The organism is Streptomyces sp. NPDC030991 (genome assembly GCF_055571235.1).
Genome location: NZ_JBVIFR010000028.1, coordinates 76,311 through 92,802, shown reverse-complemented (window position 1 = coordinate 92,802; position 16,492 = coordinate 76,311). Strand labels below are relative to the sequence as shown.

Sequence of the window (16,492 nt, the reverse complement as noted above, 5' to 3'; positions counted from 1 at the left end):
GGAGGGGAGGGGGGTTGTCGGGGGGCCTCCAAAACGGGGGTTTGGGGGCGGTGGGGTGGGAAGAAGAAGGTTCCCGGGGGGCGCGCGGCGGCACAGCGGGGGGCTGTGCCGCGACGCGGGGGTGGCGCCGTTCAGCTCGTCGTCGTCGCTCCCACGGCCGCACGCCGTACGACGTCCACCAGTGACCGGTCGGTGATCTTGAGCGCCGGTGAGACGGCAAGGGTCAGGGTCGACACGCTCATGAACGGGTTGAGATGCAGCCAGCCCCAGTCCTCGAGGGCCGCTCGGACCGCGGCCGCCTGTTCGGCGACGTCACGGGCCGGGCGGGCGGAGAGGACGCCGCCGACGGGGAGCGGCATGCGGGCCGCGACCGACTCGCCCGCGGGTCCGCGGACGACCGCGACTCCCCCTCCGTCGGCGACGACGGTGGCCGCGGCGGTGGCCATCGCCGCGCGGGACGTGCCGATCGTCAGCAGGTTGTGGCTGTCGTGCGCGTACGTCGAGGCGACGGCGCCCTCGGTCAGTTCGCGGCCCAGCAGGGGGGCGAAGACGGCGCCGGGGCGCCCGTAGCGGTTGCGGACGCGGACGAGTGCGGTGCGGCCTTCCCAGTGCACCTCGCCGTCCTGGACGGGGAGGTCGATCTCGGCCGCTTCGGTGTAGGTGTCGCGCTGGTTGACCCGCATCGCCCGGAAGGTGTGCACACCGTCCGGCAGGTCAACGCGCCAGCGGAACGCCTCCGCGTCCTGGGGCTCGACGTCCACCCGGCTGTCGAGGGGCACGACGGCCGGGGCGTCGTCGGCCGTCGTCGGCCGGACAGGCGCGCCGTTCCGGCCCGCCACCCGGCCGCCGACGATCACCCACGCGGGGTCGAACGCGGCGAGTTCGCCGCGCAGCAGCACCAGGTCGGCGCGCTTGCCCGGGGAGACGACACCGCGGTCGTGGAGTCGCAGGCGCTGGGCCGGCGTCCACGTCAGGGCCCTGAGCACGACGTGGGGCGGGAACCCGGCGGCCACCGCGACCCGTGCGATGTGATCGAGGTGTCCCTTGTCGACGATGTGGTCGGCCGCGAGGTCGTCGGTCACCAGGCACAGCGGCGGGAGCTGGGGCAGGGCGAGCAGGGCCGCGGCCACCTCCTCGGTGAGGCACTTCTCCTGGAGCATCATCGTCATGCCGAGGCGGGCCTTCTCCAGGACCACCTCGGTGCGGTTCTTGGTGTGGTCGGAGTCGACGCCGGTGGCGAGGTAGGCGCTGAGCTCCGCCCCGCTGAGGTTCGGGCAGTGGCCGTCCAGGATGGCGTCCTGCGCGCGGGCCACGGCGGTGATGTCGTGCATCCGCCGGTCACCGGCGACGACCGCCCGGTAGTCCATCACCTCCCCGAGCGCGATCACGCCGGGCCAGCGGAGCATCTCCGCGATGTCGTCGGCGGACAGGGCGGCGCCCGCCTCCTCCAGGCCCTCCAGGGCGGGTACGCACGACGGCACCCCCCAGAGCTGGGTCTGGGCCGTCTCGTGTCCGGCGTCGATCATCCAGCGCATGGCGTCCCGCCCGGCCACGTTCACGATCTCGTGCGGGTCGGCGAGGACGGTGGTCGTGCCGCGGGCCAGGGTCACCGCGGCGAACTCCTGCGGCGTCAGGAACGCGCTCTCGATGTGCATGTGCGCGTCCACGAAACCGGGGACGACCAGCATGCCGGTCGCGTCGATCTCCTCCCGGGCGTCGGCCGGGGTGCCCGGGGGCAGGACCGCGCTGATCCGGTCGTCCCGTACCAGGACGTCCGCGGCGAACTCCTCGCCGGTGAAGGTGGACACCACGCGCCCGCCGTGGATCCGGAGGTCGTGCTGGTCACTCATGGGGGTCGTGCTCCTTCGGAGGGGGTTCGTCGCGGGGGCGGGGGCCGTCACGGGACGAGCGTGTAGAAGTAGTAGCCCAGCGGGATCATGACGATCCACAGCGGCCAGGGCACCTCGCGGACGCGGCCGCTGACGGTCTTGACCAGGACGTGGGCCGCGAGGCCGGTCGCGATGCCGGTGCCGAAGTTGCCGAAGAAGAGAGTGGTCGCCACGGTCAGGGCCGCCGGGACGGCGTTGGTCGGGTCCTTGAAGTCGACGTTCTTGAGGGCGCCGAGCATGTTCAGGCCGATGTAGATGAGTACCGGCGCGGTGGCGGCCGAGGGGATCAGCGTGGCGAACGGCGTCACGAGCAGCAGCAGTGCGAAGCCGCAGGCCGCCCAGACGGAGGCGAGGCCGGTCTTGCCGCCCGCGTCGGCGGCGGCCGAGGACTCCAGGTAGGCCGTCATCGAGGGGGCGCCGACGGCCGAGCCACCCATCACCGAGACCGAGTCGACGAGGAAGGGGCGGCGGGAGCCGGGGATGTTGCCGTCCTTGTCGAGGAGCCCGGCGCGCCCCGAGACCGCGAGGAGCGTGCCCGTCATGGAGAAGAACTCGGACACGAAGAACGCGAAGATGTACGGGAAGTACTCGGGCCGCAGGGCCCCGACGATGTCGATGTTGAAGACCAGCGGCCCGGGTGAGTCCGGGGCGGCGAAGAGACTGCCGGGGACGTCCGTCACACCGAGGGGGATACCGACGACGGTGACCGCCGCGATGGTGATGAGGAAGGCGCCGGGTACCTTGCGCGCGGCCAGCGCGGTGAGGAGCAGCAGGCCGCCGAGGGCGAGCAGTCCGGCGGGCTGGGAGAGGTCGCCCACGCCGAGCGCGGCCTTGTCGGCGTTGCCGACGACGAGGTCGGCGTCGCGGAATCCGATCAGGGCGATGTAGAGGCCGAGGCCGCCGCTGATGGCGTACTTGAGGTTCATCGGCATCAGGCGGGTGACCAGGTCGCGAATGCCGAGCAGGGTGAGCAGCAGGAAGGCGACGCCGGACCAGAACACCATGCCCAGGGCCGTGTCCCACGGGACGTGGTCCTGGCCGACGATCGTGAACGCGACCAGCGCCACACCGCCGAGGCCCGGGGCGACGACGAACGGCAGGTTGGCGACGAGGCCCATGGCGAGGGTCGCGAGGGCGATGGCGATGATGACGGCGGTGGTGGCCGCGCCGTGCGGCACCCCGGCGCCCGCCAGTTGGCCGGGGACCACGACGACGGCGTAGGCGGCGGCCATGAACATCGACGCGCCGGCGACGAGTTCGGTGCGGTGGCTGCTGCCGCGGCCGCGGACGCGGAAGAGCCGCTCGACGAGGGAGGCGGGCGCGGGGGCCGCGTCGCCGGTCTGCTCGCCGGTCGGCGGAGCGGTGGTGGACATGGGACCTCGGCGGGGATGAGGGGTGGGCAGGGCGGTTCTGCGGCGACGTCGGCGCGGGAGGGGCGCGGGCGTGCGGGGCACCCGACTGGGTACGGCCTCTGCAACCGGTCTCTGCAACCGGTTGCAGAGACCGGTTGCAGGTATCATGACACGACGTAAAGCGAAAGTGAACAGGGGCCCGGACGGATTCCCGGGAGCCTGCGGCAGACTGTCGGGGGCCTGGCTTCTCGGGCAGGACGGCAGGCAAGGGGGGACAGCGGTGGCGACGCTCTTGGACGTGGCGCGTGCGGCGGGGGTGTCGAAAGCCACCGCCTCGCGAGCGTTGCAGCGCCCCGACATGGTCGCGGACGCCACACGGCTGCGCGTGCGGGAGGCGGCGGACCGGCTCGGCTTCCACCCCAATGCCGCGGCCCGCGCCCTGACCACCGGCCGCACCGGCCTCATCGGACTGATCGTGCCGACGCTCTCCAACCCGTTCTTCGCGCCGCTGGTCATCGGGGCGCAGCAGGCGGCGGAGGAGACAGAGAGTCATCTGCTCATCGCCGTGTCCGAGTACGACGCGGAGCGCGAGGCCGCCCTGGCCGACCGGCTCTCCGAGCAGGCCGACGGGCTGATCATGGTGACGCCGGTGGGCACGGACGCGGCGCTGCGCGAGCGGTTCAGACGCCGCCCGCTCGTCCTCGTCGACCGCCAGGTGGGCCGGCTGCCCGCCGTCGTGGCCGACACCGCCGCGGGTCTGGCCGAACTGCTCGGCCACCTCCTGGCCCAGGGCCACCGGGACATCGCCTACGTCTCCGGGCCCGCCGGTTCCTGGGCGGACGAACAGCGGCGTGCCACGCTCGCCGCGCAGGCGTCCGGGGCGGGCGCCCGCATCCATGTGCTCGGTCCCCTGCCGCCCACGTTCGACGCCGGCATCGAGGCCGCGCGGGCCCTGCCCGGCGCCGCCACGGCCGTCCTCGCGTACAACAGCTATCTGGCGCTCGGGCTGCTGCACGGGCTCGGCGTGGCCGGGCGGCGCGTCCCCGAGGACATCAGCCTGGCCGCGGCCGATGACCTGAGCACGCTCGGCGCGACGACGCCGCCGGTCACGGCGCTCGATGTGCCGCTGCGGGAGGTCGGCACGCTCGCCGTCACCCGCCTGCACGAACTCATCGACGGCCACCGGCGCACTGTCACCTCACGCCTGCCGGCCGCGCCCGTGCTGCGGGCGTCGACGGCTCCCCCGCGCTCCTCCTAGGGCGTGTTTCGAAAGTCCCGTCGTCCGCCCGAAGGGCGGGCCCCGCGGCGTCTGGTGCGTGCGATCGCAAGGCGCCGGGGCGCCCTCATAGCGGAGCTATGCGGGCGTTCCGGCAACGCGGCGAGCGTGCGTGCCAGGCATCGCGGGGCAGGCGGGACTTTCGAAACACGCCCTAGGACCGGCCTCCTTCGTGAAGGTCGCGCGCCCGGCGTCGCGGGGTGTGCCGTGCGGCAGTTCCCTACTGCTTCACCGGCGGGCAGGTGCCGGTGTCCTCGCCGATGGAGTTGATCTCGGCGTTGGAACGGGAGTCGCCGGCGTAGTCGAGCTGGTCCGTGCACTTCGTGCCGGGGTCCTTCGGCGTACCTGACGCCGCGTCGGACTTCTGGGGCGCGGGGCAGGTGCCGGTGTCCTCGCCGATGGAGTTGATCTCGGCGTTGGAGCGCGGGTCGTCGGCGTAGTCCAGCTGGTCCGTGCACTTCGTGCCGGACTCGGCGGAGGCGCCGGAGGAGTTGGCGGGTGTGCCCGAGGTCTTGGTGGGCGTGTCCGATGACGCGCCGTCCGCGGTGCCGGACCGCGGGGCGCCCGTGGCCGTCGACGTCGCCGATGAACTGCTCGCGGAAGGGGCCGCGCTGCCGGCGCCGTCGTTGCCGCAGGCCGTCAGCGCCAGGCCGAGGGCGACTGCGGTCATGGTCAGTACCGAGCTCTTCCGAGTGCGCATGCTGATGTCTTTCCTCTGCGTGGGGCTTCGTCGGGCGGTCGTCCGTGTTGCTTTCCGCCCTCTCAGACAGTTGGCATGGTCGCACCAGTTGCATCGTGCATGTACTCAGGACACGTTCGTGACATCTCAGTGATCACATCGTGAAGCGACGCTCCGCCCTTCGGTCGATTTCCGGCCACTCCCCCACATCTCAGCCAGTTCAGCCACCGCACAACAACCATTCCCGTGCCCGGCGGGTCACACCAAACAGGAGCAACCGCTCCAAGAACGCCATGGGGGAAATATGCGATTCACCCGTTCCATGTTGTCCGTGGTCGCCGTGACGGGCCTGGCGGCCGGCTCTATCGCCGTGCTGGCGTCACCGGCTTCCGCCGCCGCCAACACCACGCCGCAGAAGGTGTGCGGAAGCGCCTACAAGACCGTCAACTCGGCGGCGGTCGGCTCCCTGGGCACCGTCTACCTGACCTACAACGCGACCAACGGCCGCAACTGCGTCGCGACCATCCGCAGCTCCCCCGGCACCGCCGTGGACATGTCGACGTGGATCTACGTCGCGGACACCGACCAGGGCGACTCGGACAGCGGCCGCTACACCTCCTACGCCGGACCGGCCTCCGTCTACGGCAAGGCCCACTGTGTCGACTGGGGCGGGAACATCAAGAACGTGTACGTCTCGGTGTACGGCTCCAACTGCGCCAGCCTCACGGAGAAGCGCGTCACCTCCATCCGCTGACGCACCGCTCCCTCCACCGGCAGCCCGGGTGTGAACTGAGCCTGACTCAGGACCCGGGCTGCCGGCCTGTATCCGTTCCCTGCTCCCGCGCGGGGTCCCGAACCGGGGGGCGTGCGGAGTGCCGTAAGGGCTGCCGTACGGGATGCCGTACGGGTCTCTCATCCCGCCCACTTCCCCGGCCGGAGCGCCCTCAAGGTGCCCAGGGCGTCCTCGCAGTCGAGCGCGCAGGCACGGTCGGGGGCCGCCGTCCAGGCCGCGTGGCACAAGGCGCGCAGCGCGTCCGTCGCGCGGCCCTCTCCGTCGAGGACGAGGGCGTCGCCGCCGCGCCGCGCCGTCCAGCCCCCACAACGTGACGTCTCCTCGTCACCCGTGGCGGCGGGGTGCTCACCCAGGAGGCCGGCGCGGAGGTCCTCGGCGATGTACGTGGGCCGGTGTTCGGGCGGCGCCGCGATCACGTCGGCGGCGCCTGTCACCCCGGTGAGGACCAGGAGCGTGTCGCTGTCGTTGTGGTGTCCGGCGGCGATGTCGGTGTCCAGCCGGTCGCCCACGCACAGGGGGTGGTCCGCTCCGGTCCGGGCGAGGGTGGCCCGGTGGATGGGTGGATACGGTTTGCCTGCGACGAACGGCGTCCTGCCGGTGCTGGTGTGCAGGAGCGCGATGGCCGCGCCGTTGCCCGGGGCCGGCCCCCGGTCGGTGGGGATGGTGGGGTCGGGGTTGGCCGCGTACCAGCGGGCGCCCGCGTTGATGGCCAGGCACGCCTCGGTGAAGCGGCTGTAGGGCATGTCGGGGCCGCCGTGCCCCTGGGCCACGGCCTGCGGGCGGTCGTCGGCGGAGTCGACGACGGTGAGGCCGCTCTCGGTGAGCGCTTGTTCGAGGCCCGGCCCACCGGCGACGAGGACACGGGTGCCGGGACCGTGGCGCCCGGCGATCACCGTGGCGACGGCCTGGGCGGAGGTGACGATGTCCTCGGGGCGCGCGGCGACATCGAAACTGCGCAGCTTGTCCGCGACCTGTTCGGGGGTGCGCAGGGCGTTGTTGGTGACGAACGCACAGCGCAGGCCGGCCTCGCGGGCCCGGACGATGGCTTCGGCCGCTCCGGGGACGGGCCGGGACCCGGTGTAGATGACGCCGTCGAGGTCGAGGAAAGCGTAGTCGTGCGCGGATGCGAGGGGTGGGCTGTGCGGAAGCAGGGTGCGGTGGTGCGCGTCGGTGAGGGGCACGGCGGACTCCGGGGCCTGGGGGAGGTCGGCTGCTGACGGGGGCTCCGGGGAGCGGCTAGTCACCGGACTCGTTGAAGTCGTCGAGCTCGGACCAGAGGGCCTCGGAGATGTCCGTGGCGAAGTGGTCGAGGTTCTCGGAGATCTCCTGCGGGCTCTTGCAGCCGACGAGGACGCCGGCGATCTGGTGGTGGCGCAGCGGGTACTGGAGGGCCGCGGCTTGCAGGGGTACCTGGTGCGAGGCGCAGATCTCGGAGAGTTCGCGGGCTCGGTCGACCATCTCGTCGGGGGCGTCGCCGTATTCGTAGTGGGCGTCGTCAGGGTCGGCGAGCAGGCCGGAGTTGTAGGGGCCGCCGATGACCACGGAGACGTCGCGTTCTTCGCACACGGGCAGGAGTTCCTGGGCGGCGGGCTGTTCCAGGAGGGTGTAGCGGCCGGCGCACAGGACGACGTCGAGGTCGAGGTTCTTGACCATGCGCAGCAGGAAGTCGTCGCGGTTGAGGCCGAACCCGATGGCTTTCAGCATGCCCTGGGAGCGCAGTCCGTCGAGGGTCTCGAAGACGTCGTGGGCGGTGCGGTCGTCGAAGCGGGTGTTCTCCTCCTCTTCGTAGAAGTCGCAGTCGTGGCAGTAGACGATGTCGACGTGGTCGGTGCCCAGGCGTTCGAGGGAGCCTTCGAGGCCGCGCCGGAGTCCGTCGCGCGACCAGTCCCACTCGAAGGTGTAGGGGGTGCGCCCCTCGAACATGGCGTCGGCGTCCCTGAGGCGGCCGCCGGGCAGCTTCTCCAGGCGCCGGCCGACCTTGGTGGACAGGGTGTACGCGGAACGGTCGGCGTCGCGCAGGGCGTCGCCGTAGCGCAGTTCGGCCAGGCCGGTGCCGTAGAAGGGTGCGACGTCCAGGTAGCGGACCCCGCGGTCGAGGGCGGTGCGGACCGTGGCGACGGCCTGGTCGTGGTCGACCTTTTCGTAGAGTCCGGCCAGGGCTACGCCGCCCAGGCCCAGTTGACCGACTTCGACGTCCTGGCGGATCAGCTTGTTGGTGTGGGTGTGGTCCATGGTGTCCTCCGTGGTGCGGGTCCGTTTCGTGGGTGTGGCGTGTCGTGTGTCGCCGGGTCAGCGGGCCTGGGCCGGGAAGGTCGGCGAGACCGCGTGCAGCCGGATGTGGAGTTCTTCGAGGTCCTCCTGGGCGGTCAGCTGGTGCAGCAGACCGGCGTGCTCGTTCCAGGAGGTGGCGCTGCGCTGGGCGGCGAGGGACGCCGTACCGGTGTGCAGCAGGCGGGTGGCCCAGCTCAGATAGGGGTGGCGGGTGTCGCAGGGCAGCGCGGCGATGTGTTCGAGCCGTGCGAGCAGTTCGCACAGGTCTGTCTCGTCGGGGCCGTCGGCCGGGTCGGAGGTGACCGCTCGTGCCAGCTCCAGGCGGTGTTCCCCGTCCCGGACGCTCAGGGAACCCTCGTAGTGCATGCGGTCCAGGCGGGCGAGCAGGCTCGCGGCCTGGCCGCGCGGCGCCGCTTCGGCCGCGTCGCGGATGTGTCGCAGCCGGGTGATGTGCTCCTCGATGAAGGGGCCGTTGAACCCCGTGTCGGAGTCCTTGTGGTGCAGGGCGCTGCCGATCCCGACCGCGTCGACCCCGGTGTGGACGACGTCGGCGAGTTCGCCGAAGCCGATGCCCGCCGACATGTAGGTGAGCAGCCCGGCGCTGTGTGCCTCATGGACCAGGGTGGCGGCGGCCCGGTGCCCGAGCTGGCCGATGACGGGCCGGCTGGGGTGGTCGTCGCCCGCGCCGTCCCAGGCGACCTTGCCGAACCCGCCGCGGCGGGTCAGTTCGATGCCCAGGCGGCCGAGTGCCAGGCGGTCCTCGACCGTGCGTGCCTCGGCGTCCTCGCGGTCGTCGACGAAGGGGGTGTTGAGGTTGAAGGCCGCGGCGAGCACCTGCCGGTGCGGGTTCATCAGGGTGTCCGCGCAGACGGCGCGCATGAACCGTACGGACTGCTCGGCGGTCATGCGCTCCATGGAGACCTTGCACTCCGCGACGCCCGCCTGGAACAGCGTCGAGCAGGCGGCCGCGATGAAGCGTACGGACTTGACCAGGGACGTCTCGAAGTCGCCTTCGAACATCGGGCGGCCGACGTACACGGAGACGGGCGCCGAGAGTCCGGTGTGCAGGCGGACGCGGGCGATGGTGCGGATCGACGGGAGCCGGTACGGCTCGCAGACGTCCCGGTCGCTGCTCTCGGCGCGCTCGATGTGTTCGATGTGCACGACGGTGCCCTCCAGGTAGGAGGCGTGCGTCGTGCTGCCGAGTACGTGCCCTTCGCCCGGGTCGGTGATCGAGATGCTGGTCTGGTGGGAGCGGAACCCGGAGGCGCCCCACGTCTGGTAGTCCTCCTCGATCCGCGCTCCCTGGTCGAGCAGCAGGTAGGCCAGTTGCACCGCGATCCGCTCGGTGTGTGTCAGGGTCCGGCCCTCGGCCCGTACGGTCGCCAGCAGTTGGGACACCGCACGCAGGTATTGCGGGGCCCGTGCGGGCGTCGCCCGGTCGCGAGCGCGCGGCGTCGTGCCGAGACGGACTGTCACATGGCCGTCGTGCACTTCCATTCGGGCGAGCCCGGGGCCCGGGTGGGAGTCGGCCTCCGTCTCCTCGCGGTCCCGCAGGAATGCCTGGAGGTTCTCCCACTGGGCGCGAATTCCCGTACTCGCGTCGGCGAACTTCCGGGCATGGCGTCTGCTCTGCTCCGCGAGATCCGCGTACTTGGGGAATTCCTCGGCCAGGATGTCGGCCTGGTCGTGGACCTGCCGCACCAGATCGAACTGCTCGCGCCCCTCGGGCAGCTCGTATCCGTGCTCCTGCCGGTAGTCACCGTCGTCGGAGCGGGCCTTCTGTTTCTTCTGCTGAGCCCATACCTGCACGACATGATCGCGTACGAACGTCAGGGCGACGCGGCGCAGAACGCCTGCGGTCATGGTGAATTCGGTGTGGGGTGCGGTCGTGATGTCGGCGGTCGTTTCAGCAGTGTCTGTACGAGTCACCTGTTGATTCACGAACTACGGGTATCGCGGCAGGCCGAGAGTAGACCGACTGTCACCCGTACGGCCCAGCGCCTTCCCTCGTACGTTTGACAATGTGCCGAAAGAGCGCGCGCGAACCGCCGCTGCGGCAACTCTGAACGAATCCGCTTCGATCCGAGGAGAAGCCGTGTACGAAGTCGTTGTCTCCTTCACCGTCGAGAACGACCGCCGCGACGCCTTCCGGGAGGCCGCCCTGAAAGCCCGGAAGAGGGCGCTGGACACAGAACCCGGCACCGAGAGGTTCGACGTCCTCTCCGACGAGTGGAATCCGAGCCGCTTCTACATCCTTGAGGCCTACGCGGACGAGCGGGCCTTCGACACGCACGTCGACGCGGCGCCGGCAAAGGAATTCCTGGCCGAGGTGCAGCGCTACACCGCCGGCCCGGACTTCGTGCTGCGCGGCACAAGTCTGCACTGAGGAGCACCAGTTGCCAGGGTCAAGCATCACTTTCCCGCAGGACGTGGCGGGTTGCGTCTTCGACCTCGACGGGACCCTGACCAAGACGGAGATCCAGCATCGGCGCGCCTGGCAGGAAGCCATCAACTCCGCGCTGGACGACCCGTGTCTGTTCTCCGCCACCGACTACCACGAGCTCGACGGCCTCGCCCCGCTGCCCGCCCTGTCGGACTTCTTCGGCCACCGCGATGTGCGGGTGCCGGAAGGCACGGACCGGGACCCGCCGGGGCGTGCCACGGTCCACGGAATCGTCGCGCGCAAGCGGGAGTTGTACCGCGCCATGCTCGCCGCCGAGGGGGCCGAGGCCTACCCGGGCTCGCTGCGGCTCCTCTCCCAGCTGCGTGATCAAGGGATGCCGCTCGCCGTGGTGTCCGCCAGTTCCTCGTGCCGTGAGGTGCTGCGCCGCGCCGAGCTGAGCGACTGCTTCGACGCCGTCGTCGACGGCACCGACATCTCCCGGCAGCACCTGGCGGGCAAACCGGAGCCCGACAGCTTCCTGGCGGCCGCGCGGCAGCTCGGTGTTCCCGTGGAGCGCTGCGCGGTGTTCGAGGACGCGCCCAGCGGCATCCGGGCGGCACGCGGCGGCGGGTTCCACCCCGTGGTGGCGGTGCACCGCTCCGGCTCCGCACACCATCTGACCAGCGAAAACCCGGACGTCCTCGTCTGTGACCTCGCCCAACTGCTCTGACGGAGAGGCCATGACGAACAGCGACCCCGGCCGCGCCCCCCGACCCCCCGAGCACGCCTACGGCATGCGCGGCGACCGGCCATGGCGCTGGGAGTTCCGTGCGGACCCCGACGATCCGGAGCAGGTGGCGCGGTACGCCACGCTGTGCACGCTGGGCAACGGCATGTTCGCCACGCGCGGTGCCACCAGCACCGACGCCCACTCGGCGCACAGCTATCCCGGTACCTACGCGGCGGGCGTCTACAACACCACGCACGCCGTCATCGAGGGCGACCACGTCGACGTCGAGGCGGCCGTGCGCCTGCCCAACTGGCTTCCCCTGACCTTCCATCCCCTCGACGCCGACGGGCACAAAGGCCCGGCGCTCGCCCCCGGCCCGCTCTGCACCGTGCAGGAGGAACGGTTCGTCCTCGATCTGCACCGAGGCATCCTGCACCACCACCGCACCCTGCTCGACGCGTCGGGCCGCCGCACCCGCATCCACGAACAGCGGATCGTCCACGCCGATCACGCCTCGCTGGCCCTGCAGAAGGTGACCGTCCACGCGGAGAACTGGAGCGGCCCCCTGGCGCTGGCGGCCGGCATCGACGGCGACGTACGCAACGCGCAGGTGGGGCGGTACGTGAACAGCCGGCACCTCGGCGGCGTCGCGACCTCCGAACCCGGCGGCCGTACGGCGTGGCTGACCTGCCACACCACTCAGTCCTTGATCGGCGTCGCGATCGCCTGCACCGTCCTGTCGGCTGTGCGCCGGTCATCACCGCCTGACCCGCCCGCCGCCGCCGCGCGCATGGCGGGCTCCACGTTCGCCGAGGAGCGCTGCCGGGTCGCGCCCGGCGCCCCGGTCACCCTCTACAAGGTGACCGCGCTCCGGTGCGACCGCTCCTCCTCCATCGAGGCGTTGCGCGCTCACGTGCTGGCGGACCTCGCCGCCGTCACCGATCCCGAGCACCTCCTGACCACGCACGGCCGGTCCTGGCACCGGCAATGGACCACCGCCCCGCTGCCCGCGCACATCAAGCACGCCGAGGTGCTCCGCCTCTACCGCTTCCACGTGCAACAGGTCATCAACACCTTCAGCCAGACACGTGACGCCGGAATCCCGGCCCGTGGCCTGCACGGGGAGGAGTACCAGGGCCGGGTGTTCTGGGACGAGGCCCCGGCCATCGCCTGGCTGTCGCGCACCTTCCCCGAGGCGGCCAGGGCAGCCCTCGACTACCGGCACCGGCGTCTGGCCGCGGCGACCCGCGAGGCCGAACGGCACGGCAGCGCGGGCGCCCGCTACCCGTGGCAGAGCGGCATCGGTGGCAACGAGGTCACCGTCCCCTGGGTCCGCAACCCCCTGACCGGGCACTGGCAACGCGACCACACGGCCCTGCAACAGCACGTCGGCGCCGCTCTCGCCCACAGCATCGACCGGTACGCCCGGCACAGCGGAGACCTGGACTACCTGCACACCAAGGGCGCCGCGATGATCTTCCAGATCGCGCAGTTCTACACCACCGCCAGCCAGTACGACGCGGGGACGGGCCGCCACCATCTGCGTCACGTCGTCGGGCCGGACGAGTTCCACGACATGCTGCCGGACAGCACCGAGCCAGGGATCGACGACAACGCCTACACCAACATCGCGGCCGCCGGCACACTGGAACTCGCCGCCCGGCTCTGGCACACCCTGCCCCCGCGCCGCCGCCTGGACATCGAGGAATCCACCGGTCTCGGCCAGGACCACGCCTCCGCCTGGGAACACATCTCCCGCCACATGTTCGTGCCCCACCACGACGGCGTGATCTCACAGTTCGCCCACTACGAGCAGCTGCGACAGGTCACCCTGGAGGAGCTCACCGAGCGCTACGGCCCTGATCTCGGCCGCCTCGACCGGCTGATGGAGGAGGACGGCGACCACCCGCGCAACTATCAGCTCGCCAAACAGGCCGACACCCTCATGCTGGCCACCGTGCTGGGCACCGGACGCACCTCCACGGTGCTCGCCCGCCTCGGCTACGACCACACGCCGGACACCTGGCGACGCACCGTCGACTACTACCTGGAGCGGACGGTGCACGGCTCCACGCTCTCGCCCGCCGCACACGCCGTGGCGCTGCGCCAGATCAACCACCCGCAAGCCGAGCACTATTACAACCAGGCGCTCCGTACCGACCTGCTGCCGGGCCAGCGCACCGAATACGGCATCCATCTCGGCGCCATGAGCGCCATGCTCGAACTCGCCACCGCCGCACCGGAGACGACGCACGACCACGCGTGACGATAACGTTGCCAAAAACATGACGTGCGTCACAGCAGCCGGGCGATTCGCCTGCTGTGGTGGCCCCATGCGCACTCTCCGAAGATCCCTGATCGTCCTCGTGCTCCTCGCCGCCGTGTTCGTCGGCGCCGACCGGCTCGCTCTCCGCTTCGCCGAGGACCGGGCCGTCGACCAGCTCCGCGCCTCCACCGGCTTCGCGGACTCCACCGAGGTCTCGATCAAGGGCTTCCCCTTCCTCACCCAGGCCGTCGCGGGGGATCTCGATGAACTCGACGCCCGTGTGGACCACTTCGAGTCGGCCATGCCCGGCGGCGCGACCGGCCGGGTGGAGAACCTCGAACTGAGGCTGCTCGGCGTCGAGTTCACCAATGGTTACTCCAGCGCCACCGCCCGGACCGCGACGGGCACCGCCCTGGTCCCCTACGCCGAGTTGATGCACGCCGCCTCGGCCCAGGACGACAACATCCGCGTGACCGGGCTCTCCGACGGGGGCAAGGGCCGGGTCAAAATGCGGTTCGAGACCTCCGACGGCGGCAAGTACGCCGTCTACAGCGGTGTTTCCGTGCAGGGCGACACTCTGCGCCTGCGCGCACAAGGTCTGCCCTCCGCCGTCGCGGGTGTGCCGCGGGACCGGATCCGGACGGCAACCGACATCCAGCAGACCATCACGCGGCTCCCCGGCGGCATCCGGCTCTCGGCCGCCGAACCCCGCGCCGACGGCCTGCGCCTCACGGTGACCGGCTCCCACGTCTCCCTCACCGGCTGAGCCGCCGGCGCCGGAGTCGGCGCCCCTTCTCTTCTCGCTGCCTGCCCCTGGACACCTCGTGTCCCGCGGTCCAAGAATGAAAGAACCCTTTCGAAAGGTCTCTTTCAGATGACTGACGGACAGGCTCCGCCCCCACGGCGGCAGATCAGGGACCCGCGGCAGTTGCGCGCCTTGGCGCATCCGCTGCGACTGGCCCTGTTGCAGTACCTGATGGCGGTCGGGCCGCGCACGGCCAGTGAGTGCGCGGCCGAGGTCGGGTCGAGCGCCTCCAACATCAGCTGGCATCTGCGGCACCTGGCACGCTACGGCCTCGTCGAACCGGCCGAGGCGGCCGACCAGCGGGAACGCCCGTGGCGCGCGGCCCAGATCGGGCTGGACGTCGGGGCGATGAGCGCGGACCCCGCCACCATGGCGGAACAGGACGCTCTGATCGTCGCGGGCCTCACGGAGGAGGACCGGCTCACCCGGCGTTTCCTGAACCGCCGCGACACCCTCGACCCCGAGTGGCTCGCCGCGGCACGCCTGGACAACTACGTCCTGCGGGCCACCCCGCAGGAAGCGCGGGAGCTGGCGGAGAAGATCGACGCGTTGTTGCGGCCCTACTTGGCCGCCGTACGGGACGCTCCGCCCGAGGACACCACGCTGGCCTACGCGGGACTGCGCCTCTTCCCCAGGCTGGACTCCGCGGGGCGGACCGGGTGAAAGGCGCGCCCCCGGGCGTACGGAATCCGCTGCGGGAGGCGCCTTTCGCCCGGCTGTGGGCCTCCGGGTTGCTGACCGAAACAGGCAAGTGGGTCCTGCAACTGGCGCTGCCGCTCTACGTGTTGGAACTGACCCGCTCGGCCCTGATCACCTCGATCGTGGCGATGCTGGGGCTGTTGCCGAGCCTGGTCGTCGCCCCGGTCGTCGGCGCGCTCGTCGACCGCTGGGACCAGCGCCGCTTCCTGGTCCTGGTGAGCGTGGCCCAGGCGACGCTGCTGCCCGTCCTGTTGCTGGTGGACGACCCCGGCGACCTGTGGCTGGTGTACCTCGTGACCGGGGCCGAGGCGGCTCTCACGGTGGCGTTCGAGTCGGTGAAGAATGTCGCCCTGTCGACCATGGTGGCCGAGGAGCAACTGGTCACCGCCAACGCCGCGATCGGCCTGAACGGGTCGCTCGGCCGACTGATCGGCAGCCCGCTCGGCGGCCTCCTGCTGAGCGCCGCGGGGCTGCCGCACGTCCTCGCATTCGGTTCGGGCGCCTTCCTCGGCGCCGCGCTCCTGGCGTGGACGATCCCCCCGAGCACCGCCGTGCGCCACGAAGGCGGGACGCACGCCCGGTTCTGGCCCGGCATCGGCGCGGGCCTGCGTACGCTGCGCGATGTTCCGACGCTGTGGGGCACATTCGTCTGCGTGGCTCTGCTGGCCGTCGCTCAGGGCATGTTCGTGGTGCTCTTCCTCCTCTTCGTCACCGTCCTCGTCGACGGCGGCGACGCCCGGGCGGGTCTGCTGCGGGGGGTGCAGGCCGTGGGAGGGTTCGTGGGCGCGGCGACGGTCGGGCTGCTGACCCGGCGGCTGGGGACGCCGCGCCTGTTGGGCGTGGGGGCTCTCGTCTTCGGTGCGCTCAGCGCGCTCACATGGAACCTGTCGGCGACCCCGGCGGGGTTCGGGGTGTACGTGGCACTGTTCACCGCCGCGGGCGTCCCCGCGGTATGGCTCGCCGCGGCATGGCTCTCCCTCATCCAGGAGTCCTCGCCCCTGCCAGTACGCGGCCGCGTGATGGCCTCCGTCCTGGGGCTGTCCGACGGTCTCCAGGCCCTCGGCATGCTCGCGGCCGGCGTGTCGAGCGGAGCGATCGGCGTCCTCCCGGCGCTGGACGTCCAGGCCGCGCTGCTCCTCCTGGCGGGCTTCCTCGCCCTGAGACTGCTGACGGGGCACCGCAGGGCCGGGAGCGAGCAGTGGACCGGCACGCCGCCACCAAGATCGTCGCCTAATTGACGAGTACTGCACAGAATTTGCGCACCTTCATCTTGTCTATGCAGCGCCCTCTCCATAGATTGACCCACGGCTTCAAGAACCCCTCATTCCTCATGGCTTTCGCAGCGC

General features: G+C 71.3%; 14 protein-coding genes. 8 read left to right on the top strand and 6 right to left on the bottom strand.

The window, feature by feature from the left end; translation table 11 throughout:
* Positions 1 to 131 precede the first annotated feature (131 nt).
* Both ACZ45E_RS35415 and ACZ45E_RS35410 read right to left on the bottom strand, forming a co-directional pair.
* On the bottom strand, positions 132 to 1,850 hold the full coding sequence (locus tag ACZ45E_RS35415; RefSeq protein WP_468229262.1) for an adenine deaminase C-terminal domain-containing protein: 1,719 nt from the start codon (positions 1,848 to 1,850) through the stop codon (positions 132 to 134).
* Positions 1,851 to 1,897: 47 nt separating this feature from the next.
* Positions 1,898 to 3,262 (bottom strand): NCS2 family permease, encoded by a 1,365-nt coding sequence (locus tag ACZ45E_RS35410; protein ID WP_468229259.1) that lies wholly within the window; start codon positions 3,260 to 3,262, stop codon positions 1,898 to 1,900.
* 259 nt (positions 3,263 to 3,521) lie between these two features.
* Between ACZ45E_RS35410 and ACZ45E_RS35405 the strand changes: the two genes are divergently transcribed.
* Positions 3,522 to 4,499 carry a LacI family DNA-binding transcriptional regulator gene (locus ACZ45E_RS35405; protein WP_468229256.1) on the top strand — a complete coding sequence of 326 codons (978 nt, stop codon included), beginning with the start codon at positions 3,522 to 3,524 and terminating at the stop codon, positions 4,497 to 4,499.
* A 238-nt stretch (positions 4,500 to 4,737) separates the two neighbouring features.
* Here ACZ45E_RS35405 and ACZ45E_RS35400 read toward each other — a convergent pair whose 3' ends face one another.
* Positions 4,738 to 5,217: a hypothetical protein gene (locus tag ACZ45E_RS35400; protein WP_468229254.1), complete on the bottom strand. Its 480-nt coding sequence runs from the start codon at positions 5,215 to 5,217 to the stop codon at positions 4,738 to 4,740.
* Positions 5,218 to 5,500: 283 nt separating this feature from the next.
* Here ACZ45E_RS35400 and ACZ45E_RS35395 point away from each other — a divergent pair, with 283 nt between their 5' ends.
* Positions 5,501 to 5,950, top strand: a complete 450-nt coding sequence (locus ACZ45E_RS35395; protein WP_468229251.1) for a spore-associated protein — start codon at positions 5,501 to 5,503, stop codon at positions 5,948 to 5,950.
* A gap of 158 nt (positions 5,951 to 6,108) precedes the next feature.
* On the opposite strand, the gene ACZ45E_RS35390 is transcribed toward ACZ45E_RS35395, so the two are convergent.
* The 3 genes from ACZ45E_RS35390 to ACZ45E_RS35380 are packed head-to-tail and all read right to left on the bottom strand — an operon-like array spanning position 6,109 to position 10,126.
* Complete coding sequence (locus ACZ45E_RS35390; protein WP_468229248.1) at positions 6,109 to 7,170, bottom strand: HAD-IIA family hydrolase; 1,062 nt, start codon at positions 7,168 to 7,170, stop codon at positions 6,109 to 6,111.
* A 55-nt stretch (positions 7,171 to 7,225) separates the two neighbouring features.
* Positions 7,226 to 8,221 carry an aldo/keto reductase gene (locus tag ACZ45E_RS35385; protein ID WP_468229246.1) on the bottom strand — a complete coding sequence of 332 codons (996 nt, stop codon included), beginning with the start codon at positions 8,219 to 8,221 and terminating at the stop codon, positions 7,226 to 7,228.
* Positions 8,222 to 8,278: 57 nt separating this feature from the next.
* Entirely contained in the window at positions 8,279 to 10,126 is a 1,848-nt protein-coding gene (locus tag ACZ45E_RS35380; RefSeq protein ID WP_468229243.1) for a hypothetical protein, read from the bottom strand.
* A 232-nt stretch (positions 10,127 to 10,358) separates the two neighbouring features.
* Between ACZ45E_RS35380 and ACZ45E_RS35375 the strand changes: the two genes are divergently transcribed.
* The 6 genes from ACZ45E_RS35375 (at position 10,359) to ACZ45E_RS35350 (ending at position 16,384) form a co-directional block, all read left to right on the top strand.
* Complete coding sequence (locus ACZ45E_RS35375) at positions 10,359 to 10,649, top strand: putative quinol monooxygenase (RefSeq protein WP_468229241.1); 291 nt, start codon at positions 10,359 to 10,361, stop codon at positions 10,647 to 10,649.
* Between the two features lie 10 nt (positions 10,650 to 10,659).
* On the top strand, positions 10,660 to 11,376 hold the full coding sequence (locus tag ACZ45E_RS35370) for an HAD family hydrolase (protein ID WP_468229239.1): 717 nt from the start codon (positions 10,660 to 10,662) through the stop codon (positions 11,374 to 11,376).
* A 10-nt stretch (positions 11,377 to 11,386) separates the two neighbouring features.
* The gene (locus ACZ45E_RS35365) at positions 11,387 to 13,642 is read left to right on the top strand and encodes a glycoside hydrolase family 65 protein (protein WP_468229237.1); all 2,256 of its coding nucleotides are present in this window, start codon (positions 11,387 to 11,389) and stop codon (positions 13,640 to 13,642) included.
* Between the two features lie 67 nt (positions 13,643 to 13,709).
* Positions 13,710 to 14,408: an LmeA family phospholipid-binding protein gene (locus ACZ45E_RS35360; protein ID WP_468229234.1), complete on the top strand. Its 699-nt coding sequence runs from the start codon at positions 13,710 to 13,712 to the stop codon at positions 14,406 to 14,408.
* 108 nt (positions 14,409 to 14,516) lie between these two features.
* Positions 14,517 to 15,110: a winged helix-turn-helix domain-containing protein gene (locus ACZ45E_RS35355; RefSeq protein WP_468229232.1), complete on the top strand. Its 594-nt coding sequence runs from the start codon at positions 14,517 to 14,519 to the stop codon at positions 15,108 to 15,110.
* Positions 15,107 to 16,384, top strand: coding sequence for an MFS transporter (locus ACZ45E_RS35350; RefSeq protein WP_468229229.1), 1,278 nt, complete (start codon positions 15,107 to 15,109; stop codon positions 16,382 to 16,384). The genes ACZ45E_RS35355 and ACZ45E_RS35350 overlap by 4 nt, the downstream gene beginning before the upstream one ends.
* Positions 16,385 to 16,492: the final 108 nt, after the last annotated feature.